This window comes from Xylanibacter brevis ATCC 19188 (assembly GCF_000621725.1).
GTDB classification, from domain to species: domain Bacteria; phylum Bacteroidota; class Bacteroidia; order Bacteroidales; family Bacteroidaceae; genus Prevotella; species Prevotella brevis.
In genome coordinates, this window is the sequence record NZ_KK211333.1 from 206,995 (window position 1) to 231,044 (window position 24,050).

16 protein-coding genes are annotated in these 24,050 nt (G+C 45.8%); 14 read left to right on the top strand and 2 right to left on the bottom strand.

Translation table 11 applies throughout. The features are described from left to right. Positions 1-65 precede the first annotated feature (65 nt). The 7 genes from T433_RS0113535 (at position 66) to T433_RS0113565 (ending at position 9,195) form a co-directional block, all read left to right on the top strand. Positions 66-1,193 (top strand): hypothetical protein, encoded by a 1,128-nt coding sequence (locus tag T433_RS0113535; protein ID WP_052357163.1) that lies wholly within the window; start codon positions 66-68, stop codon positions 1,191-1,193. A 16-nt stretch (positions 1,194-1,209) separates the two neighbouring features. After that, entirely contained in the window at positions 1,210-2,268 is a 1,059-nt protein-coding gene (locus T433_RS0113540) for a UDP-N-acetyl glucosamine 2-epimerase (protein ID WP_027449766.1), read from the top strand. A 199-nt stretch (positions 2,269-2,467) separates the two neighbouring features. After that, positions 2,468-4,792 carry a ferrous iron transport protein B gene (gene feoB / locus T433_RS0113545; protein ID WP_027456160.1) on the top strand — a complete coding sequence of 775 codons (2,325 nt, stop codon included), beginning with the start codon at positions 2,468-2,470 and terminating at the stop codon, positions 4,790-4,792. 115 nt (positions 4,793-4,907) lie between these two features. After that, a complete protein-coding gene (locus T433_RS0113550; protein ID WP_027456161.1) occupies positions 4,908-6,545 on the top strand; it encodes a diphosphate--fructose-6-phosphate 1-phosphotransferase in 1,638 nt (545 codons plus the stop codon). Further along, positions 6,546-7,424, top strand: coding sequence for a glycoside hydrolase family 25 protein (locus tag T433_RS15590; protein ID WP_044110024.1), 879 nt, complete (start codon positions 6,546-6,548; stop codon positions 7,422-7,424). Between the two features lie 20 nt (positions 7,425-7,444). Beyond that, a complete protein-coding gene (locus tag T433_RS15595; protein WP_044110027.1) occupies positions 7,445-8,032 on the top strand; it encodes a sigma-70 family RNA polymerase sigma factor in 588 nt (195 codons plus the stop codon). After that, the gene (locus tag T433_RS0113565; RefSeq protein ID WP_027449769.1) at positions 8,029-9,195 is read left to right on the top strand and encodes a DUF3078 domain-containing protein; all 1,167 of its coding nucleotides are present in this window, start codon (positions 8,029-8,031) and stop codon (positions 9,193-9,195) included. Before T433_RS15595 ends, T433_RS0113565 begins: the two co-directional genes overlap by 4 nt. 98 nt (positions 9,196-9,293) lie before the next feature. Here the strand turns inward: T433_RS0113565 and trmD are convergent, their stop codons facing one another. Both trmD and T433_RS0113575 read right to left on the bottom strand, forming a co-directional pair. Continuing rightward, a complete protein-coding gene (gene trmD, locus T433_RS0113570) occupies positions 9,294-9,974 on the bottom strand; it encodes a tRNA (guanosine(37)-N1)-methyltransferase TrmD (protein WP_027449770.1) in 681 nt (226 codons plus the stop codon). Between the two features lie 2 nt (positions 9,975-9,976). Beyond that, positions 9,977-10,831, bottom strand: coding sequence for a patatin-like phospholipase family protein (locus tag T433_RS0113575; protein ID WP_027456162.1), 855 nt, complete (start codon positions 10,829-10,831; stop codon positions 9,977-9,979). Between the two features lie 266 nt (positions 10,832-11,097). On the opposite strand from T433_RS0113575, the gene ligA reads away from it, so the two are divergent. The 7 genes from ligA (at position 11,098) to T433_RS0113615 (ending at position 24,049) form a co-directional block, all read left to right on the top strand. After that, a complete protein-coding gene (gene ligA, locus T433_RS15600; protein ID WP_044110030.1) occupies positions 11,098-13,095 on the top strand; it encodes an NAD-dependent DNA ligase LigA in 1,998 nt (665 codons plus the stop codon). Then, positions 13,092-13,757: a B3/B4 domain-containing protein gene (locus T433_RS0113590; RefSeq protein ID WP_027456163.1), complete on the top strand. Its 666-nt coding sequence runs from the start codon at positions 13,092-13,094 to the stop codon at positions 13,755-13,757. Before ligA ends, T433_RS0113590 begins: the two co-directional genes overlap by 4 nt. Before the next feature lie 16 nt (positions 13,758-13,773). Then, positions 13,774-15,864, top strand: coding sequence for a glycoside hydrolase family 43 protein (locus T433_RS0113595; RefSeq protein WP_027456164.1), 2,091 nt, complete (start codon positions 13,774-13,776; stop codon positions 15,862-15,864). A gap of 1 nt (position 15,865) precedes the next feature. Beyond that, a complete protein-coding gene (gene abc-f / locus T433_RS0113600) occupies positions 15,866-17,830 on the top strand; it encodes a ribosomal protection-like ABC-F family protein (RefSeq protein ID WP_027456165.1) in 1,965 nt (654 codons plus the stop codon). Positions 17,831-17,858: 28 nt separating this feature from the next. After that, positions 17,859-19,898: a M13 family metallopeptidase gene (locus T433_RS0113605; protein WP_027456166.1), complete on the top strand. Its 2,040-nt coding sequence runs from the start codon at positions 17,859-17,861 to the stop codon at positions 19,896-19,898. Between the two features lie 126 nt (positions 19,899-20,024). Then, positions 20,025-20,936 carry a double zinc ribbon domain-containing protein gene (locus tag T433_RS0113610; protein WP_027456167.1) on the top strand — a complete coding sequence of 304 codons (912 nt, stop codon included), beginning with the start codon at positions 20,025-20,027 and terminating at the stop codon, positions 20,934-20,936. Further along, complete coding sequence (locus tag T433_RS0113615) at positions 20,933-24,049, top strand: protein kinase domain-containing protein (RefSeq protein ID WP_081778511.1); 3,117 nt, start codon at positions 20,933-20,935, stop codon at positions 24,047-24,049. The genes T433_RS0113610 and T433_RS0113615 overlap by 4 nt, the downstream gene beginning before the upstream one ends. Position 24,050: the final 1 nt, after the last annotated feature.

Consider the following 24,050-nt stretch of genomic DNA (forward strand, 5'->3'; position numbering starts at 1 on the left):
CACACTAAATGACGAAGCAAATCATTTCGACGTTGCTTCTCTTACTATCAATAACACCGTGCCTGATGGCTCAGAAGAAAGAGCTCAGTCAGGCACGGTCTTATATCAAGAGCGGCAACTATGACGGAGCAGATCAGCTGATGATGAATCTGCTCAAAGACACGGCAAATAGGGCCAACGAGAAGGTCTATTTGACGTTGTACGACGCAGTGCGCGGAAAATACAATCAGGGTAACGAAAAATTTTATCTGAAACAGTCCTTGGACACAGCGGCCTTTTTCGGCAATGTAAACCGCATGTTCATGGTCCTTGAGACGCTTGACAGTATTGATGCCCGTCCTGATAAGAAGGGACGTGTGGCACCTTCATATCGTAAGCGTCATGCTTCGCAGATGGATGCACAGCGCTCCAACCTCTTTAATGGTGGCGTGTTTCATGTGCGGAAAGGCAATTGGAAAGATGCCTACAAATTCTTTCAGACCTACATCGACTGTAGGAAGCAACCTCTTTTCACTGGCTATGATTATAATACCCGCGACAAGAGAATGCCTGAGGCTGCCTATTGGGCCACGTTCAGTGCCTACAAGCAGCACGACCCTGAGTTGACTCTACGCTATCAGAACACGGCTCTTCTAGACTCTTCACGTGCTGCGTTCACACTGCAGTATGTAGCCGAGGCTTACCTTTGGCAAAACGACCGCGACCTTTATCTGACCACTCTTCAGGAGGGCTTCCGCCGTTTTCCTCAGTTCGCTTACTTCTTTCCTCGTCTAATAGATGAATATACCCGTCTGGGACAACATGAAAAGGCGTTGGCTGCAGCAGATAGTGCCATCGCAGTGAACGACAGCAGTCAGCTATTCCTCTTTGCTAAGTCTTCTGCTCTGCTGCGTCTTGAGCGCAACGAGGCTTGTATAGAGGTGTGTCAGCGCCTGATACAGTTGAACGATAGTCTGTCTGAGGTCTACTTCAATGCCGGAACGGCTCATATGAACATTGCTATGATGGCTAGTGAGGACAATGATAAAAAGACTGCTAGTCAGCACTATCAGAGTGCTCGCACCTATATGGAGACCTACCGCAAGATGTGTCCCGATGAGAAGAGCAAGTGGGCACCTGCCCTTTATCGCATCTATCTCAATTTGAATATGGGACGTCAGTTTGACGAGATTGACGAGTTGTTGAAAAAATAAATAACCTTGAATAGTTATGAAGAAACAAATCTGCATCGTAGCTGGTGCACGTCCAAATTTTGTTAAGGTGGCACCACTCATTCGTGCCATAGAAAAGAGTGGGGCAGCAAGCTATCAGCTGATCTACACTGGTTGTGAGGATGATCCCACACTTGAACCCACGCTTTTTGAGGATTTGCAGATGCCACGTCCCACAATCTATCTGAATGTGGACAGTGTCAAACTGAACGAGATAACAAGTCGTGTCATGGCCGAGTTCGATCAGTATCTGGATCAGCATCATCCCGATGTGGTTATTGTGGTCGATGATTTGGCCTCTACGATGGCTGCTGCCATTGTTACCAAAAAGCGAGGCGTGCGCTTGGCTCATCTAGTGGCAGGCACCCGTTCGTTTGACATCAACATGCCTAAAGAGATTAATCGTCTGGTGATTGACGCATTGAGCGACTATCTTTTCACAGCAGGCGTGAAGAGCAACAGTGTAGCAACTCGTGAACAGGGGGATATAGGCCAAACCTATATGGTTGGTAATATACTGATGGACTCGCTCCGTTTCAACCACGACCGTCTGCGTCGTCCGGCTCTCAATGTTCAAGAGGGTGCTTATCTGGTGTTTACGCTGAACCGCAAGGCCTTGATGGCTGATCAGGATAATCTGAAGAAAATGCTTGATGCGCTCGTGCAGTCGGCTGGCGATATGCCTATCATAGCACCTCTGCGCGGTCAGGCAGCCAAGGTTGTGGCCTCGGTGTCTAACTGTATTCAAATTATCGATTCGCTGAGCTATTTGGAGTTTGGCTGGCTTACAGCCCATGCCCGCGGTATTATCACCGATAGTGGTAATGTCTCGGAGGAAGCTACCTTCAATGGTGTGCCATGTATCACGCTGAATAGTTATACCGAACACCAGGAAACAGTTACCGTGGGTTCTAACGTATTGGTGGGCGAAGATGCTGATCGTTTGCAAGAGGAGGTCAGCAAGATGATAGCTGGCAATTGGAAGAAGAGTGCATTGCCCGATCGTTGGGATGGACGTACGGCTGAGCGCATTGTTAGAATCTTAACTGAAGTATAACGCGTGAATCGTTTCATATAAAGAGCTCCCCTGATTTTGGATTATCAAAGTCCGTGGGAGCTTTTTTTTTCTTATTTCTTTTGATATGCCACCATTTTCATGATTACTCATTTTTAGGTATCTCGTGTTGAAACTTATATTTCTATATTCATCTTTTGGAAAATATTTGTAACTTTGCAAACCGAAAGAGAATAGAACTATGAGATTATCAGAACTGAATACAGGCGAAAAGGGTGTTATTGTAAAGGTATTGGGACACGGTGGCTTCCGTAAGCGTATTATAGAAATGGGTTTTGTAAAGGGGAAAACCGTCGAGGTTCTTCTAAATGCACCTTTGCAAGATCCCGTGAAGTATAAAGTGATGGGCTACGAGGTAAGCCTGCGCCGCCATGAAGCCGAACAGATAGAAGTGGTTCAAGACCAATTGCCAGCTGCCGTTGCCAGTTCTGTTAGCGAAAGTCAGGAAAGCGTCAGTGAGGAACGACGTGATGTCCATCACGAGGCGCTCCGAAAACGCCGTCATTTGAATGTGGCGCTAGTGGGTAATCCCAACTGTGGCAAGACCTCTCTGTTTAACTATGCCAGCGGAGCCCATGCCCATGTGGGTAACTATAGTGGCGTTACAGTAGATGCAACCATAGCTAAGACCGAGATGTACGGCTACGAGTTTGAACTTACCGACCTGCCTGGTACTTATTCGCTCTCATGCTATTCACCCGAAGAATTGTACGTCAGAAAACACTTGGCAGAGGCCATGCCTGATGTCGTTATCAACGTTATTGATGCGTCAAATCTAGAGCGTAATCTCTACCTCACCACTCAATTGGTGGATATGAATGTACCTATGGTGGGAGCGCTCAATATGTACGACGAATTCGAACGTCGTGGCGATAGTCTGGATATCGACACACTCTCTCATCTCTTTGGAGTCCCCATGATTCCAACTTCCTTTAAGAGTGGCATGGGGGTCAAGGAACTTTTTAAGGCTGTCATCCAAGTGTACGAAGGTAACTTGGGACCTTCGCGTCATATTCATATCAACTATGGTCATGAATTGGAAAACGGTATTAGCGATATTCAGGCCTATCTGAAGGCCGACGAGCATATCCGTCAGCGCTATTCTACACGCTACCTGGCCATTAAATTACTGGAACACGACAGTGATGTGCTGCAGTATGTTGGCAATCACTTGGAAGGTGAGAGCAAAAAGACACAGCGCCGCTTGTTGCTGGCTGCACGTGATAAGGCCGATACACGTATTAAAGAAGAAACAGGAACCGACGCGGAAACGGCTATTATGGATGCGAAGTATGGCTTCATCAATGGCGCACTTACTGAGTCAAAGTTTCGTACTGGCGAGAAAGAAGACACCTATCGTACAACGCACCTCATAGACCGTGTGATGTCCAACCGCTTTTTGGGATTGCCCATTTTCTTCTTCATCCTTTTTGTGATGTTCCAAACCACCTTTGTGCTGGGCCAGTATCCCATGGATTGGATTGATCAGATGGTAGAGTGGGCCAGCGATTGGGTGGGGCAGACCATGAGTGAAGGCCCGTTGCGGTCAATGCTGGTTGATGGCGTAATAGGGGGTGTGGGAGCCGTTATCGTCTTCCTGCCACAGATATTGATTCTCTATTTCTTCATCTCGTTGATGGAAGATTCTGGCTATATGGCTCGTGCTGCTTTTATTATGGACCGTCTGATGCATGTCATGGGACTACACGGCAAATCGTTCATTCCCCTCATTATGGGCTTCGGTTGCAATGTGCCGGCTGTCATGGCAACCCGCACCATTGAGAGTCGTCGTTCGCGCATCATTACGATGATGATTATTCCGCTTATGTCGTGCTCGGCGCGTTTGCCTATTTATATTATGATAATAGGAACTTTCTTTGCTGTGGAGTATCAGTCGTGGATTATGCTTAGTCTCTATGCCATTGGCATCATTATCGCCGTAGTGATGAGCAAGTTGTTTTCACGCTTCCTCGTCAAAGGTGAGGACACCCCGTTCGTGATGGAACTGCCTCCATACCGTTGGCCTACAGCCAAGGCTATTGGACGTCATACGTGGGAGAAAGGAAAAGAATACCTCAAGAAAATGGGTGGTATCATCTTGGTGGCTTCTATCATTGTATGGGCATTAGGCTATTTTGGTCCTAATGGCGTGGCTGCTGATATGTCTAGCAGTTTTATTGGTGCATTAGGTCGTTTTATTGCTCCAGTATTCTATCTTCAAGGGTTCAACTGGCAGATGGATGTGTCGCTGTTGGCCGGTGTTGGTGCCAAGGAAATTGTGGCATCGACCATCGGAATTTTGGGCGGACTGGATGCGGTTTCTTCCCTTGCAGCTTATAGCTATCTGCTCTTTGTGCTTATCTATTTCCCCTGTATTGCCACCGTCGTAGCAGTGAAGCATGAAACAGGGTCATGGAGATGGGCTGGTTTTATGGCTCTATACACGACGATACTAGCTTGGGTCGTTTCTATGCTGGCATATCAGATAGGTCTTCTCTTCGTTTGAAAAAGAATACAAAAAAATGCACGCGCATGATAGTTTTCTCACTGAAATTGATTACCTTTGCAGTCGAATTTCAATAGAACATTTTATTCATTAAAATATAAGTAAGAAAAAGATTATGGAAAAAAGTGCATTGCAGATTGCAAGAGCTGCTTACCAGCCCAAACTGCCTCTGGGACTTCAGGGTGCAGTAAAGGTGCAGGAAGGTGCTCCCACTCAGAGTGTTGACAATCAGGAAGAGATTAAGGCTCTCTTCCCCAATACCTATGGCATGCCTCTCGTAGAGTTCGTTCCTGGACAGGAGACTGCTCACGAGAAAATGAACGTTGGTATCATCCTCAGCGGTGGTCAGGCTCCTGGTGGTCACAACGTGATTACCGGTCTCTTTGATGCTGTTAAGAAGTTGAATCCAGAGAACCGCCTGTTCGGTTTTATCCTGGGTCCTGGCGGTCTTGTTGACCACAACTACATGGAACTTACTGCAGACATCATTGATGAGTATCGCAATACTGGTGGTTTTGATATGATCGGTTCTGGTCGTACCAAGCTTGAGAAGGTAGATCAATTCGAGAAGGGTCTTGAGATCATTCGCGAGTTGGGAATCAAGGCCATTGTTATTATCGGTGGTGATGACTCTAATACCAACGCTTGTGTATTGGCAGAGTACTATGCAGCCAAGAACTATGGCGTACAGGTAATCGGCTGTCCTAAGACTATCGATGGTGACCTGAAGAACGATCAGATTGAGACTTCATTCGGTTTTGATACTGCATGTAAGACATACTCTGAGCTCATTGGTAACATTGAGCGCGACTGTAACTCTGCACGTAAATACTGGCACTTCATCAAGGTGATGGGTCGTTCGGCTTCTCACATCGCATTGGAGTGCGCCCTGCAGACTCAGCCTAACATCTGCCTCGTTTCTGAGGAGGTTGAGGCTAAGCAGATGAGCCTCGACGATGTAGTAAGCTATATCGCAGAGACCGTTGCTGCTCGTGCTAAGGACGGCAATAACTTCGGTACCGTGATCATTCCTGAGGGTCTGATTGAGTTTATCCCTGCCATCAAGAAGCTGATTGCTCAGCTTAACGATGTTTTGGCATTGCCCGAAGCAAAGGATATCAGCCGCGACGAGCAGGTTGACTTCGCTAAGAGTCACCTTACTGCCGAGAACCTCGCAGTGTTCAACAGCCTTCCCGAGGGCGTAGCCCGTCAGTTGGCTCTCGACCGTGACCCTCACGGAAACGTACAGGTTTCTCTCATCGAGACAGAGAAACTGCTCTCTGAGATGGTTGCTAAGAAGCTCGACGCCATGAAGGCTGAGGGTAAGTATGTTGGCAAGTTCTCTGCTCAGCACCACTTCTTCGGATATGAGGGACGTTGCGCTGCTCCATCTAACTTCGATGCTGACTATTGCTATGCTCTGGGTACCAGTGCAGCTCAGCTGATTGCAGCTGGCAAGACTGGCTATATGGCTATCGTTAAGAACACTACAGCACCTGCTGCTGAGTGGAAAGCCGGTGGTGTGCCCATCACCATGATGATGAACATGGAGCGTCGTAACGGTGAGATGAAACCTGTTATTCGCAAGGCTCTTGTGGAACTTGATGGCAAGCCCTTCAAGACATTCGCAGCTAGCCGCGAAAAGTGGGCTCGTGAAACTGCTTATATCTATCCTGGTCCAATTCAGTACTGGGGTCCCACTGAGGTTTGCGACCAGCCTACACGTACTCTGGCTTTGGAGCAGAGCAAGTAAATGCCTGCAAAAAAGAGATCAAAGTATAATCACAAACGCAGCAAGACGAAGAGACGTCAAGGTTTCTTTGCCTTGCTGCGTCATCGTTTACCGGGATGGACGTGGGTGCTCGGAGGTGTTGCTATGATGGGTCTCTATATCTGGGGATTCTGGTATTTCTTCGTGTCGCCCTACGGCATCCGTTGGAAGGCTATCTATGGTGAGATTGACTATCCTGCTGGCTATAATATTCACGGCATCGATGTCAGTCATTATCAAGGCACGATAGATTGGGAACTGCTGCGCAATCGCGGAACGATTGACGAGTGTCCCATTCGATTTGTCATGATTAAGGCCACCGAGGGAACCGACCGTTTGGATCCTAAGTTTAAACGCAATTTTCTGAAGGCACATGAATATGGCTTTACGAGGGGTGCCTATCATTTCTACAGCATGCACTCTGATGCTGCTGCTCAAGCCCGCTTCTTTATCAAAAATGTGAATTTGAAAAAGGGCGATTTGCCCCCTGTACTTGACGTGGAACATAAGCCTCAAAACAGAAGTAAACAGCAATTTAAGCACGACGTGCTCAATTGGTTGCGCATCGTAGAGAAACACTATGGTGTCAAGCCAATTCTTTATACATACTATCGTTTCAAACAGGACTATCTAAACGACAGTATCTTCGACCAATATCCCTATTGGATAGCTCACTACTATGTGGATAGTGTCAGCTACAAGGGGCCATGGAAGTTCTGGCAGCATACAGATATGGGACAACTGCCTGGCATCAAAGGAAAAGTGGATTTGAATATCTATAACGGTTCTTATTATGAACTGCGCCAGCTAACCATCGGCAGCCAGGAGACCATTGGAGTAGATGCTTATAAAGACGAATAAAAACTAATTTTAGAAGGTATATGGGAAAGACGAATGATATCAATAAGTTGGTTGAACAAAACCAGGGATTTGTAGTCACCACAGCTCGTCAGTATCAAGGTCGTGGTCTTGATATTGATGATCTTATCAGTGAAGGAAACATCGGGTTGATCAAAGCCGCCCAGAAGTTTGACCCAGAAAGGGGTGTGCCCTTTGTCAATTATGCAGTAGTCTTTATTCGTCAGCAGATAGAAAAATCCTTGAAGCACGAAGAAGAACTGACAAAAGTTGAGAGTAATGGTAAAGGCATGCGCCGTTCGGTAGATGCTCCTCTTGGCTCTAAGGCTAATGTTAGTCTGCTGTCTGTACTTGTGAATCCTAACTCACCTCTTGCTGATGAACGCGTGTATAATGCTAACACGGCGGATGCTGTGGAGTATGCACTCGACAAACTAGACGATCGCTCGCGGATGGTGGTGGATGCCTATTTCGGTATCACACAGGATCACCTCACCATGGCCGAGATTGCGGAAGATATGAATATTAAGCGTGAACGCGTCAGACAGATTCGCGATCATGCCATTCGCCAGATTAAGAAACATTATAAAAATTATCTCAGCAACCTATGAAAAATCTCTTGATAATTGCATTGGCGCTTTGTTCGCTGAATGTCCATGCCGCTAAACCCAATGGCAAGTACTACAGGCTTTTCACTCCTCTAACATTCTTTCATGGCGTTTCTGGCAGTCAGCTTTCTATTGCTTCTAAAGACTCTGATGAGGTGAGTCAAGCCATCAATCAAGCGCTGATGAATGTCTATTTAAAACGTCCTGATCTGGTGAGAATCACTGAGACCGAACAGCAACATGCAGGAACTCTACGACAAGACATTATTGATAAGGAGATTGTTCAGACAGCCACTGTTGTAGAACAGGCAGAGCCCATGCCATCTGCTCCTGAGGTTGAAACTGTACAGGTAGATGTGAGCAAACCTAATTTCTGGAAATTCCGTGGAGATAGCTATCTTCAGTTTATGCAGAACTATGTCAGCGGCAACTGGTATAAGGGTGGCGAAAGTAACTATTCGGCTGTGGGTAGTCTGACGTTGGAGGCTAACTATGATAATAAGCAGAAATTCAAGTGGGAGAACAAATTGGAACTCAAACTTGGTATGCAGACTTCACGAAGCGATAGCTTGCATAAGTTCAAAGCTCACGAGGACCTGATTCGTTATACAGGAAAGGTGGGTCTTCAAGCTGCTAAACGTTGGTACTATACCATGCAGTTGCTGGCATATACTCAGTTTACTCAGGGTTATCGTGCCAATGATAAGAAAACCTACTCAGACTTTATGTCGCCGTTCAACCTCAGTGTCGGTCTTGGTTTGGATTACAAGGTAAATTGGTTGAAAGGACGTATTACTGGCACTGTCAATATGTCGCCACTTGCCATCAACTACCGTTATGTGGATCGTGCTGACCTGGCTGGCAATTTCGGTGTGAAGCTAGACCGTCATACTCATTCGTTGACTGACTTCGGTTCGCAGCTCACTGCATCTATAGAATGGCGAATCAATGATGTGGTGACATGGAAGACACGTCTGTACAGCTTCTCTAGTTTCCACCGCGAGGAACTTGAATGGGAAAATACCTTTGCATTGCGTGTGTCTAAATACATTTCAGCCAACCTATTCCTCTTCCCACGCTTCGATGACAATCGTGAGCGCGATGAGAAGTTAGGCTACTGGCAGTTCAAAGAGTATTCTTCACTAGGATTCTCATATAATTTCTAATTGATAAAAAGCGTATTCTCAAGAAATCCTGAGGATACGCTTTTTTTATATAGACTCTATTATTCTTAGTACGCTTGAACTTATGGGGGAGGTAACTATTATTTCTCCTCAAGTAGGTCAGGGCGTAAACGACGGGTGCGTTCCATAGCCTGTTCCAATTCCCAGTTTCTTATTTTTGCTTCGTTACCGCTCAGCAGTATTTCGGGCACTTTCCAACCTTTATAATCGGCAGGACGCGTATAGATAGGGGCTGCTAACAGGTCATCCTGAAAACAGTCGGATAGGGCGCTCTGCTCATCACCAATCACACCAGGTACTACGCGTACAATAGCATCGGCAATCATCGCAGCCACTAGTTCGCCTCCTGTCAACACAAAATCACCAATAGATATTTCCTTTGTTATCAGATGGTCGCGTACACGCTGATCGATACCTTTGTAATGACCGGCAAGGATAATCAAGTTTCCTTTCAATGACAGCTCGTTGGCCATATGCTGGTCAAAACGTTCACCGTCGGGTGAAGTGAAGATAACCTCGTCGTAGTCGCGCTCGGCTTTCAGTGCAGTGATGCATCGGTCTATAGGTTCACACTGCATCACCATGCCTGCACTGCCACCATAGGGATAGTCGTCAACACGGCGCCACTTGTCTAATGTGTAATCTCTAAGATTGTGTAGCTTGATCTCTGCTAGTCCTTTCTTCTCTGCACGTGCCAAAATTGACTCGTGGACAAAACCTTCTAGCATCTCTGGTAGTACGGAGATGATATCTATTCTCATGTTTATTCCTTTTGATAAAATGCCTTTATTCTTTCAATATATTGTTCTCCAATGCGTGTGCCCATATCATAAACCTCTTTCATTTCATGTGGGTCGTGTGATATGTGACCGATGGGAATCTTGACTTCCGGACGAATCACCAAGCATCTGCCTGCGGCCTCAGCCTGACGAACGTAGGCCAATTGCCCATTGTACATTTCGTGGCGCAGCTCCATAGCTTTAATCATGTTCGGATATTTTCTAAGTGCAATGCGCATGATGGGCATCAGTGGGTTAGGTTGCTTTACGAACCCATCGGGTTGGGTTAGCACTACAACGTTGCGTCGGTAGCCCAACTTTTCAAAATATTCCAATGGTATGGAATCGCTCACACCACCATCCAATAATTTAATACCTTCTAATTCAACAACCTTTGATGCTAGTGGCATAGATGCTGATGCCCGTATCCAGTCGTAAGTATTATCAGTTACCTCGTCTAGACGCTTGTAAACGGGAAATCCTGATTCTACATCTGTGCATACAGCATAGAATTCCATGGGGTTCTCGTTGAAAGACTTGTCGTCGAAGATGTCATAGCGAGTGGGCACCGTGTGGTAGTCAAACTCAGCGTTGAAGTAGTTGCCAGTCTTTAGCCATGAGCCAATTCCGCTGTAACGCTTGTCCTTGGCAAAACGCATATTGTAGCGGATGGCACGTCCTATCTGTCGCGACTTCATGTTGCAACCGAATGCAGCACCTGCTGATACGCCAATCAAACCATCGGGCCATACTTCGTGGCGCATCATCACATCGATGATGCCTGCAGTGAAGAGTCCTCTCATGGCTCCACCTTCCAGTACAAGTCCTGTTTTGCTCATATTTTAATGCAAAGGTAATATATATTTTCGAATCATGCAAATTAGAATGTGCAAATATGTCTTCATTCTGAAGAGGTACTGCTGTTTTGCCATCTTAAAGTACTTGTTTTGTGAATTAATAGTGGCAGTTTTATGATCTAATAGTGGCTGTTTTGTGGTCTTAAAGTAACTGTTTTTGTAGTTGCAACTGCCAAAAATAGATGATTTTATTTTGTTCTGCTCTCCTTTTTTAGTACCTTTGCAACCAAATACTAAACGGGAAAGCAATGGACGATACACAGCGTATCATGGAATTGCGGCAGCAGTTGCATGAACACAATTATAAATATTATGTACTGAACCAGCCGGAAATCAGTGATCAGGAATTTGATTTCATGATGCACGAGTTGCAGGAGTTGGAGGCTAAACACCCAGAACTCTTCGATGCTAATTCGCCCACTCAGCGTGTTGGCAGCGACCTGCAGTCAGAATTCCATCAGGTGGCGCACAAATATCCTATGTTATCGCTGGCAAATACCTATAGTGAACAAGATGTTCGTGAGTGGTATGAGAGTGTTCGCAAGGGACTTGGAGGCGAGGATTTTGAGGTTTGCTGCGAAATGAAGTACGACGGATTGAGCATCTCGTTGACTTATGTAGATGGGCGACTGACGCAAGCTGTCACGCGTGGTGATGGTGTGCAGGGCGACGATGTGACGCAAAACGTGAGAACGATTTCCTGTATTCCGCTGATATTGCCTGGCAGTGGCTATCCCCGTGAGTTTGAAATTCGTGGCGAGATTCTAATGCCATGGTCTTCATTTGAACGATTGAATCGCGAACGTGAAGCTGCTGAGGAACCTTTGTTCGCAAATCCACGTAATGCTGCAAGTGGAACACTGAAGAGCCTAGATTCGAGGGTGGTGGCTAAGCGTGGCTTAGATGCATATCTTTACTATCTCCTGGGCGAAAATTTGCCAGATGAAGGACATTTCGAAAATCTACAGACGGCTCGTTCCTGGGGATTTAAGATATCAGAGGGTATGCGTAAGGTGAAGACGGTAGAAGAAATTCTAGACTTCATTAACTATTGGGACACTGAGCGCAAGAATCTGCCTGTGGCTACCGATGGCATTGTGCTGAAGGTGAACTCTCTGCGTCAACAGCGTTCGTTGGGCTATACAGCCAAGAGCCCTCGATGGGCCATCGCATATAAGTTCAAGGCAGAACGAGCTTGTACTCGTTTGCTGGAAGTAACCTATCAGGTGGGACGTACTGGTGCTGTGACGCCTGTTGCTAATATGGAGCCTGTGCAACTGGCAGGTACAACAGTGAAACGAGCAACGCTGAATAATGAGGATTTTATCAAGAGCTTTGACCTTCATATTGGCGATGCTGTCTATGTAGAGAAGGGTGGCGAAATAATCCCCAAGATTGTGGGAGTCGATGTAGAACAGCGCCCAATCATCGCCATGCCAGTTCAGTTTGTTAAACGCTGTCCTGAATGTGGCACACCGCTAGTGCGCTATGAGGGAGAGGCTGCATGGTATTGCCCGAATGATACTGGTTGCCCGCCGCAGATTAAAGGTCGTATTGAGCACTTCATAGCACGTAAAGCCATGAACATAGATTCTTTAGGTCCTGAGACCATTGATGAATACTATCGTCGAGGATTGGTGAAAAACGTGGCTGATCTCTATTTGATAGATGTGCAACAAATCAATGGCGATGGCAGTAGAACGAAGTCAGCACAGCGCATCGTGAATGGAATCTTGAAATCTAAAGAGGTGCCCTTCGAACGTGTCGTCTTTGCGCTGGGCATTCGTTTTGTTGGCGAGACTTCTGCTCGTCTGTTAGCCCGTCATTTCAAGTCGATGGATGCACTGATGGCTGCTGGTTTAGACGAACTTCAAGAAGTGGAAGGTATCGGCGAGGTGATGGCAAAGAGCATCATCGGTTTCTTCCATGATGAAAAGAATCAGGAGATTGTCAGCCGCCTGCGTTCGTATGGGTTACAGATGGAATTGCAAGCTAGCCAAACGGCTCAAACCAGCGATAAACTCGCAGGGCAGAGCGTGGTGATAAGTGGCGTGTTTGCTCATCATTCGCGCGACGAGTATAAACTCATCATTGAGCAGAATGGCGGAAAGAACGTAGGCAGCATCAGCGGAAAGACCTCGTTCATTCTGGCAGGTGAGAATATGGGCCCATCGAAGTTGGAAAAGGCGCAGAAACTTGGTATCAAGATATTAAACGAGGATGAGTTCCTTGAATTGCTAAAATGAAGATCATTGTATCCAAAGAGATAGCATCTGTATGCCCAGAGTTCGTAGGAGCAGCAGTTGAGGCACAGGTGAAGAATACAGCATATTGTGAAGCCCTGTGGGATGAAATAAAAGTCTTGCAGGCTGAGGTAACTCAGACTCTGTCAAATGAACTTTTGAAAGAATTGCCTGGAATTGCTGCTACCCGACGAGTCTATAAGGCCTGCGGAAAAGATCCCTCCCGCTATCGTCCTGCTAGTGAACAGCTGATGCGCCGTCTGCTGCAAGGTAAAGACCTTTATCAAATTGATACCTTGGTTGACTTGGTAAACTTGGCCAGCATAAAGTTTGGCTATAGCATTGGCGGCTTCGATGCTGACAAACTGGTTGGTCAGACGATAACGCTGGGGGTAGGGCGTGATGGTGAACCCTATGAAGGTATTGGTCGTGGAGTTTTGAGTATTGCTGGTCTGCCTGTCTATCGCGATGAGGTAGGGGGATTCGGCACACCAACCAGTGACCATGAACGAACGAAGATGACCATTGAAACTACTCATCTGCTGGTGCTTATCAATGGCTACGATGGCAACGAACAGCGCGTGGCTGATAATGCCCGCTATATACAAGAACTACTTAAACGTTATGCCGACAGTGATGGCGGCTCAGTTACTATTTACAAATAATTAATCGACTAAGACAATGAAGAAAACTACTATTTGCCTCTTGCTAGGGGCTGTGATGACGATGTCTGTTCATGCCCAGTCGTGGACGGCTGATAATGGGAATGGAACATTTACAAATCCGCTGTTCTACGATGAGTTCAGCGACCCAGATATTTTGCGTGTTGGTGATGATTACTATTTAGCCGGTACAACAATGCACGCAGTGCCTGGACTTGTCATCCTGCACTCAAAGGATTTGGTGAACTGGGAAAATATATCGTACTGTTTCGATCGCTTTGATTTTGACGATGATGCATTCTCATTAAAAAACCATAAAGAGATTTATGGTCAGGGTATTTGGGCTCCTTGTATCCGCTATGCCAATGGTCAGTTTTATGTTTTCTCAAACGTTAATGGCAAGGGCTTGCAATGCTACACGGCTAAGGATATACGTGGCCCATGGACGCATCATAATATGAAAGGCAACATCTACGACCTTGGTGTACTGTTCGATGATGATGGAAAGGTTTATGCTATCCATGGATATGGAATGGTGAAATGTACAGAATTGAAACCCGATATGAGTGGGCCTGTAGAGGGAACCGAGCGCGTTATTATTCCTGAAGGTAATGGCGTGGGTGAAGGGCATCATATGTATAAGATTGATGGAATGTATTATCTCATCTCTACCGACTACAAACCCAATGGACGCACCCTTTGCTCGCGTTCAAAGAGTATTTGGGGCCCCTATGAGACACGTGTCATTACGGCCGATGAGACCTATGGTTATCATGCTGCCTCGCTCACGCAAGTACCAGGTGGTGAGAAATATCGTATAGGTCATGATGGTACAAAGTTTAAGTTGGGACCTGTGGATCAAAATGCTACTGCCTGTTCCAATGCTCATCAGGGTGGCATCGTACAGGCTGCAGATGGCTCGTGGTGGGCACTGTTTATGCAAGACTTTCACTCGATAGGTCGCACCGTTTGCCTGATGCCTATGACATGGAAGGATGGGTGGCCAATGGTAGGCTTGGAGGGTAACTTAGGACGTGCACCTCGCACGTGGTTCAAGCCTGGTACTCGCTCCGAGGTGTCCACGAAGGTTTGCGCTCCCTATGATAGAAACGAGAATTTTAATGGCAAGACATTAGGACGTGTGTGGCAGTGGAACCACAATCCAGACGATAGTAAATGGCAGTTGAAGAACGGCCGTCTGCGCTTACAGTCGATGCCCGCAGAACAACTGATGTGGGCGCGCAATACGCTGACACAGCGCGTCATTGGGCCTAAGTCCGTGACTACCGTAGAACTGTTTGTAAAGGGAATGAAAGAAGGAGATGTTTGTGGTCTTGGAAATATCAATGTGCCTTGCTCGTGGATTGGCGTGGTGAAGGAGAATGGAAAAATGATTCTGCGCTGTTTTGAGCAGTTGACCAACGATACTGTAGATAAAGTTGTTTCATTGCCTCAGGAAAAAATATGGTTGCGTTGCAATGGTGAGTATGACGATGATAGGGCACAGTATGCTTATAGTGTGGATGGACTTCATTTCCAGACCCTTGGTCGTGTGATGCCCCTCAGCTATCAGCTCATCTCTTTTCAGGGATCACGTCATGCCCTCTTTGCTTTCAATAAAGATGGGAAGAATGGTGGCTATGCAGAGTTTGATAACTTTACTGTAGAGGAGCCTTGTGCTGACCGTAGTGAGAATATTCCTTTTGGTAAGACGTTTCGTATTATCAACAAGTCTACGGGGCTTCCTGCCATTTGCACACCTCACGGCGTTCTCTATGATACCCGTGTGAGCGACAAGAGTCTAAACACGCGGTTTCGCCTTGTTGATAAGGGGCAAGGTCAGGTGTTGTTGCAGTGCGTGGATGGCCGATATGTCAAGGTCTATGGCGAGGGCCTACCTGGTGATGTGCGCTTCACGCATTATGCAGATGATGCAGAAATGTTCCTTTGGCAAGATTACCTGAATGGCGACTTTATGCTGTTTTCTGTGCGCAATCATCAGTATATAGGCAAGAGTCCTACTACAGGTAGTCCTTATAGTATGGATTATAAAGGTGCAGATCCAGCTCGCAAGAATGGGGCTGTGTTGCACTGGGAAATAGTGGAATAAAATGATTTCTGTTGAGAATTTAAAAGTAGAATTTGGCGTCAAGCCATTGTTTTCAGATGTAAGTTTTGTGGTCAACGATCGCGACCGCATTGCCTTGGTGGGTAAGAATGGCGCAGGTAAATCGACCATGTTGAAAATGCTGTGTGGGCTGGAACATCCCACGGCAGGACAGGTTAGTGTACCTACAGATACTACCATTGGATATCTGCCTCAGGTCATGGTGCTTCAGGATAATACGACTGTTAGGGAAGAGGCTCAGAAAGCCTTTGCCGACATTCAGAAAATAGCAGCTCGTATAGAACGTATGGAAAAACAACTCAACGAACGCACTGATTATGAGAGCGAAGAATACATGGCGCTCGTTGAGAAATTTTCCAGTGAACATGAGCGCTATCAAATGTTGGGGGCCGAGGGATACGAGGCTGAGATAGAACGAACGCTGATGGGACTTGGCTTTGAGCGTTCGGATTTAGATCGTCCTACGCGTGAGTTCTCGGGTGGTTGGCGAATGCGTATAGAATTGGCCAAGATACTGCTTCGACGTCCTGATGTGTTGTTGCTTGATGAGCCAACTAACCATCTGGATATTAATTCTATCCAGTGGCTGGAACAATTCCTCACTCAGTCGTCGAGTGCAGTTGTGCTGGTTAGTCACGACCGTGCCTTTATTAACAATGTAACAAACCGTACGCTAGAGATTTCTTGTGGTAAAGTAGTAGATTATCGTGTAAAGTATAACGAGTACGTCACGCTGCGCAAGGAACGTCGTGAACAGCAGATGCGTGCCTACGAAAACCAACAGAAGGAAATCAGTGAAATGAAAGCCTTCATTGAGCGTTTCCGTTACCAGGCAACTAAAGCTGTACAGGTGCAGCAGAAGGTGAAACAGCTAGAAAAAATAGTCCCTATTGAGATAGATGAGGTCGATAATTCGGCCTTACACTTGAAGTTCCCCCCCTGCCTACGCAGTGGTGACTATCCCGTCATTTGTGAGGACGTAAAGAAAGCATATGACCACGTGGTCTTTGACCATGTTAATCTCACAATAAAACGTGGGGAAAAGGTGGCTTTTGTAGGTAAGAACGGAGAAGGTAAATCAACGCTTGTGAAATGTATCATGGGCGAGATTCCCTTTGAAGGAAACTTGAAGGTGGGGCATAATGTGCAAATCGGTTATTTTGCTCAGAACCAAGCACAGTTACTGGATGAATCGTTGACGGTGTTCCAGACCATTGATTATGTGGCTAAGGGTGAAGTTCGTCTCAAGATTAACGATATACTGGGCGCCTTCATGTTTGGTGGTGAGGCTAGTGATAAGCGCGTAAAGGTGTTGAGTGGTGGTGAGCGTAGTCGACTAGCTATGATTCGCCTCTTACTTGAACCTGTCAATCTGCTTATTCTTGATGAGCCTACCAACCACTTGGATATGGCCTCAAAAGATGTTTTGAAAGAAGCAATCAAGGCATTTGATGGTACGGCTATTGTGGTTAGTCACGATAGAGAGTTCCTAGATGGCTTAGTGGATAAGGTCTATGAGTTTGGCGGTGGTAAGGTGCGTGAACACTTGGGCGGTATTTATGATTTCTTGCGATCAAAGGATCTTCAGACAGAGGCAAAGGGCGACACAATAGACGCTTATTTTGAAAAAGGAAAGAAAACTAAGGAAACAGCGAAGACCACCGAGATTCCATCGACAACGGTAAAGTCCGTTTCGTATGCAGCACATAAGGAACTGCAAAAACAATTAAAGAAAGCCGAACGTGCCGTGGAAGATAGCGAAAAGAAAATCAGTAAGTTTGAGCAGCGCCTAAAGGAATTAGATACTCTTTTGTGTGATCCCAAGAACGCCGCCGATATGACTCTAGTTACGGAATATACCGATATTAAGAAAGGATTGGACGAAGAGGTGGAGCGCTGGGAAAGACTCTCTGAAGAACTAGAACAATTACAAGCTAATCAATCATAAAGAGTTATTATTTATATTTTTAAAAAACATGGAATTTAAAAGTTTATTTACTATGATGACATTGACGCTAATGTCAATGACATGTAGCGCACAGGGCTCTCTAAGCTCTGGTATTGATCCCGGGAATATGGATAAGAGTGTGAAACCTGTAGACGATTTCTATCAGTATGCATGCGGTGGTTGGATGACTAAGAATCCGCTGCCTGCCGCCTATTCACGATTTGGTTCTTTTGACATGATCGGTGAAGAGAATAACAAACGTGTGAATGGTATTCTGGATGAGTTGTTAAAGGGTAATTATAAGAAGGGCTCAATCGAGCAGAAGCTAAGTGATCTGTACAAGTTGGCAATGGATGCTGAGCGTCGCAATAAGGAGGGTGTGACACCTGCCATGGCTCTTATTGAACAACTCGAGAAGGCAAAAACCGTGGCTCAACTCTTTCAGGTTCAACTCTCTATGGCACCTTATGGTGATTCAGAATTTTTCAATGCTTACATAGGCGCTGACGAAAAGAATGCGGCTCAGAATATTCTGCAGCTTTCACAGGGTGGCATCTCACTTGGTGATAAGAGCTATTACCTGGAGAATGATGCTGAGACAGTTAAAATTAGAGAGGCTTATAAGAATCATATAACCAGAATGTTCCAACTTTTTGGCTTTAGTAAGTCTACTGCCAGAAAGAAGATGAACAACGTGATTCGAATTGAGACTGCACTAGCCAAGGTGTCACGTTCAAAGACGGATTTGCGTAATCCTCAGTTGAACTATCATAAAATGTCATTAAAAACGTTCAATGAGAATTATCCAAATCTTAAATTAGAAAAAGTGGTAAATGCCAGTGGACTTGATTCTAAGTATTGTCAGGAACTGGTGGTAGGTCAGCCTGAATTCTTTGCCGGTGTTAATGCCCTGTTGGGAACAATAAAGGCTGCTGAATATCGTGACTATATGGAGTGGGGGTATATCCTTGCTGCATCAAACTATCTGGACGACAAAACACAGCAGGAGAGCTTTGAGTTCTTCGGAAAGGTGATGTCTGGTCGAAAGGAAGATCATCCTTTATGGCGTCGTGCAACCCAGCAGTTGCAGAGTCAGATGGGACAGGCACTGGGTCGTATTTATGTCGAGAAGTACTTCCCCGCTTCGTCTAAAGAGCGTATGGTTCGTCTGATTAAGAATCTGCAGATTGCCCTTGGTGAGCGTATTGCAGCACAGGATTGGATGAGTGATGCTACCAAGGTGAACGCAATGCTGAAGCTGAACACGTTCTATGTTAAAGTCGGTTATCCCGATAAGTGGATTGATATGAGTCAACTGACTATCGATCCTGCTAAGTCTTATTTCGATAATATCTTGGCTTGCCGTAAGTTCTGGAATAGCTACCAGATAGAGCATTCTGCAGGTAAACCAGTTGATCGCGATGACTGGCATATGTTCCCGCAGACAGTTAATGCCTATTATAATCCCACTACCAATGAGATTTGTTTCCCAGCAGGTATCTTGCAGGGTTGCTTCTTCGATCCTGAAGCTGATGATGCCTTTAACTATGGCGCCATTGGTGTGGTGATTGGTCATGAGATGACTCACGGATTTGACGATCAGGGTCGCCAATATGATAAAGACGGTAATATGAACGACTGGTGGGCCGAGAAAGATGGTGATCTCTTTAAGGAGCGTGCCAATCAGTATGCTAATTTCTTTTCTTCAATCAAGGTGCTGCCCGACCTGAATGCCAATGGCCAGTTTACATTGGGCGAGAACTTAGCTGATCATGGTGGTTTGCAAGTTGCTTATGCAGCATTTAAGAATGCAACCAAGAATAATCCACTTCCTGTGATTGATGGTCTTACACCAGACCAGCGATTCTTTATAGCTTATGCAGGTGTATGGGCTGGTAATATCACTGAGGCTGAGATCAGAAACCGTACAAAGAATGACCCTCATTCACTGGGTAGATGGCGCGTGAATGGTGCTTTGAAACACATTGATGCATGGTACGAGGTCTTTGGCGTGAAGCCTGGTGACGCTATGTTTATTCCAAAGGAGCAGCGTTTGCAACTGTGGTAATTAGAAACTTAAATTAAGTAAAGTCCTTAAACTTTGAATTTTTTTGAAAGTTTAAGGACTTTATTTTTGGTAATATAAAATATACTACGTATCTTTGCAGAAGATTTTAACTAAGATACAAAAACCATGATTACAAACGATCAGACGCAAGGTGGTGAAAGACCCATGCGTGAACAATCTATGAGTTGGGAAACGTCTGGTGGTATGCAAATGCAGCAGAATACCATTCAGGGTGTTCCTTGTCCAAAATGTGGAACCATAAACGAGCCCGATGCTATGTATTGCGCTTCGTGCGGAGCACTGATGCGCATGGATATCTGTCCAAACTGTGGCGCACAGATTGATCCCGAAGCAGACTATTGTGAGGCGTGTCATCACTATATACGTACCGATGTGTGTTCCTTCTGTGGCGCACACCTTTCTGAGTTTGAGGGCTATTGTCCTGAGTGCGGTTCGCCAAGAGGCGGTATCGTATGTCCTACTTGCCATACGATGAACGATTTCGCATTTTGCAAACAGTGTGGAATGCCACTTACGGAAGAGGCTCGTCAACTTGTCGCCCAATTAAAAGATATCCCAGAATATAAAGAGTTAATGTCGTTGGCTCGTGAATATAGCGAATTGGAAATGAGGTTGCCATATAACACTGAGCGTGACGCTTTGCGTGATAAGGAGTGCCAGGAATTGCGTGATAGAATATTGCGCTTGCTGGCGCAAGACGATGGTATCCAAAATCCAGTTATACCCGAGCCTAAAAATCAGCGCATGAGTAAAGAGGAGCTGACTGCGATGAAGCGTCGTAAGCTTGAACAGATTGCCGAGATGCTTGACCAAATGTCGATCCCTCCCCAGCAATCACCTGCTAAAGTGCGCAATTTCGCTATGGCGCAGAAACCCTCGGGTGTACGTTTGGCATGGCGCTGCAATTATAAGAATGCCATGCACTCAAGTCCTTGTGGATGCGCAAAGCCTCAGATGGGCGGTAAGTGGATTGTATTGGGACACAATTCTAAGCAGGAAATCAAAGACGACAAATGATGACAGACAATCAGTGGGATAAAACAACCCGAATGATCGATAATACAGCAAGTGCGAGCAATGATGCCGACTATGCTGGAGATAGAACCTTAAAAGCGCCGTCATCCATGATGGCGGCAGCTCAGAGTAATGACGAGCCAGACTACGAAAGTACGAGACGCTCGGACATGTCGTTTGCACCTCAGGAATCCGAAGAGTCGCTTGCTGGACATGTGTTCATGTTGAAAGGCGAGGGCTATCGCGAGGTGAAGTGCTTGAGCGATAACTCAGGTGAGGCTCAGGTGTTTCTGGTTGAGAAAGACGGCAAAGAGTTTGTGCTGAAGGTCTATTATCCAAATTTTGATGTTGATAAGAAATTGCTGCAGACCATTCGCTCATTTCATTTTGAGATGATTGTTCGGCTCTTTGACTATGGTAAGACCTATGTTGAAGGTAAAAACCGAAATTATGAGTTGATGGAGTATCTGCGTGGCGGCACACTGAAAGACCTTCGTATAGAGGGTAATTTTAATCGTTTCCGTCGTCTCGTATTGCAGGCTGCAGGTGCTTTGGCCTATTGTCATAAGAATAATATACTGCACAAAGATATTAAGCCCACTAACTTCTTTTTCCGTGATGAGTCTCAGCAGGAACTTGTGTTGGGTGACTTTGGTATCTCTTCATTGCAGACCAACGGCAGCAATACGTTTCGCACAACCCAGGCACGTACGCCAATTTACGCTGCACCAGAGATGTATACAGACGTGATAGACGGTGAAGTGGAGATTACTCCTGCTGCCGATTTCTATTCGTTGGGTATGACACTCTTTGCTGCTTGGCTCGGTGAGAACCCTATGAGTTCTAATGAGCGACTGATGATGCGCCAGAAGAATGAAGGACGTCTGCCGCGTATGGACGAGCTACCTGATCAGGTCAAGAAGTTGATTCAAGGTCTAACGTCTGTCAACAAGATGACACGCTGGGGATACGATGAGGTGGAGCGATGGTTCCTAGGCGAGGATGTAGCAGTGGACATCTCTTCTCCTTTCTTGCGCTATAAGAGCTTTATCGTTGATCCTGACCGCAACTTGGTGGCTGAGAATGTACATGAGTTGGTGCCAATGTTGCTGGAGAACGAACAACTTGGTAAAAACTATCTCTATAATGGGCGTATCGTGCAATGGCTCGAGGCATGCGGAAATACCAAGTTGTCGGCAGTAGTCAATGAGATAGTGACTCAGCGTTATCCCACTGATCAGCGTGCTGGACTTTATGCTTCGGCTTTTACCATGGACTCATCACAGCCTTACCGCGATATAAAGGGTGTTGCATGTGAGGATGTGCATAGCGTGGCTTTGTCGCTGTTATCTCATCGTGAGGAGTATTCTTTGATTTTGAAGAATGCAAATGATCCAGTGTTCATTTGGTTGGAGTCGCGTACGAAATGTCATGTGGACCGCTTGCGCTCTTATTTCAATGAGGATTGTGAGCCGCGCATTTCGTTGATGCGACTCGTTCTGGAGATTGATCCTGATATTCCATTCCTGACCCATCGGTCAACACTTAATATACAAGATATTGTTCAATACTTTGGCAATGCCGAACCAACTGAAGACGAGTGGCACTCGCTTTGCGACGGTCGATTGCTTTCATGGCTTTATGTTCATGAGGACATGGTTAAGTGTGACAATGTCATGAAAATGACAGCGGGTAAAGAATTCTCAATGGATTTGGCCTATAAGGTACTATACAGCGCTGATCGTACTGCAGCCTATGACCTGCGTGAGGCTCAGACGCCACAAGCTGTAGGTGATATACTGGCCAATCAGTTGAAACAATTGGAACATGTATCTGCAGATGAACTAGCTAACCAAATGTCAGCTTTTTCTAATACAGAAGATGGACGATTCTATTTCTTTGCAGAGATTCATGGATGGTATGACCTGCTCAACGAGGCTAAGCGTTGTTTTGACATGAACTCGGAAGAAAACCGTGAACGTTTAGGTGCTTACGACCTTCGCACTGCGCTGTACCGCTTCTGCCGTTCGTTAGGAGTTATTCCAACCTATCTGCTACCAAATGGAACTCTGTTGTCCGATGGAAAACAGTTGGATGCGAACCAAGTACCACAGATGCGCACCGAGATACGTAATGGAGCCTTGTCTCAGTGGCTGTCGGTGTTCTTCCACGAAGATCCTACTCGCGACTTCCAGGAAGAGTATAGCTATGAGCGTGAACTGGAGGCTTGGTTGATGGCAATAGGAAGCATCGATCCACAACAGTTCCATTATCGCCGTTTTGCAAAGGCTCGTGAAGATACTAAGGCTCGTATAGCAGAAGTGCGTCGTGAATGGAATGGTGCTCAATCACGCGAGAAGACGTTCATGGCCATTTATTATATTGTTTGTTTTATATGGGTTGTCATGGTTTTGTTTGTTGGTTTCTCGAACAAAGACTATGTGATGGCTCATCCTTATGTTACGATAGGATTACCCGTAGGCGGTATGACGGCTATTATAGTGGCTACGCGTTCCTATTTTAATGGTTATGGCTCAACGATTGCAGCCTTGTGGGGCATCGTAGGAGCTTTGACCGTGCTTATACCTATTTATACATTAAGATTCGTATATACATCATTCCCTCAGCTTTTCACTGTTGCAGTGTTACTGTTGACGGCTGGATATATGGTGGTGTGTCATTACACAGATTTCCGCAAGGCACAACAGACTGACGCGAAGTTTGTGAACGACGTTTTGAAGCATGAAGATTTAAAGTCGGTGCTGATAGACCCACTTTACTATACCTTCAAAACACGATCCCATCGTTATAAAGGTTCAAAGTTTGGTTTGTTGGATAATGTGGCTGATCAGGTACACTCACTATCGGGTGAGACTGTGTTGCATTATATCCAATGGGCCATCATGATTCTTTTGTTGGTGGGTGAGTTTGTATTGTATAGTCCCTCGCTGATGAATATGAAGAATCCGGACCTTGGTAAAGGGTATATCAGCAATTTTGAGAATGTTGTTGGTACAGGCGACTTTAAAACAAAGTCAGAATCTGAAGAAGTACAACAACAAGAAGGGGAGGTTACAGAGAATAATGAATTATCAGAAAGCGAAGGAAACGAATAAC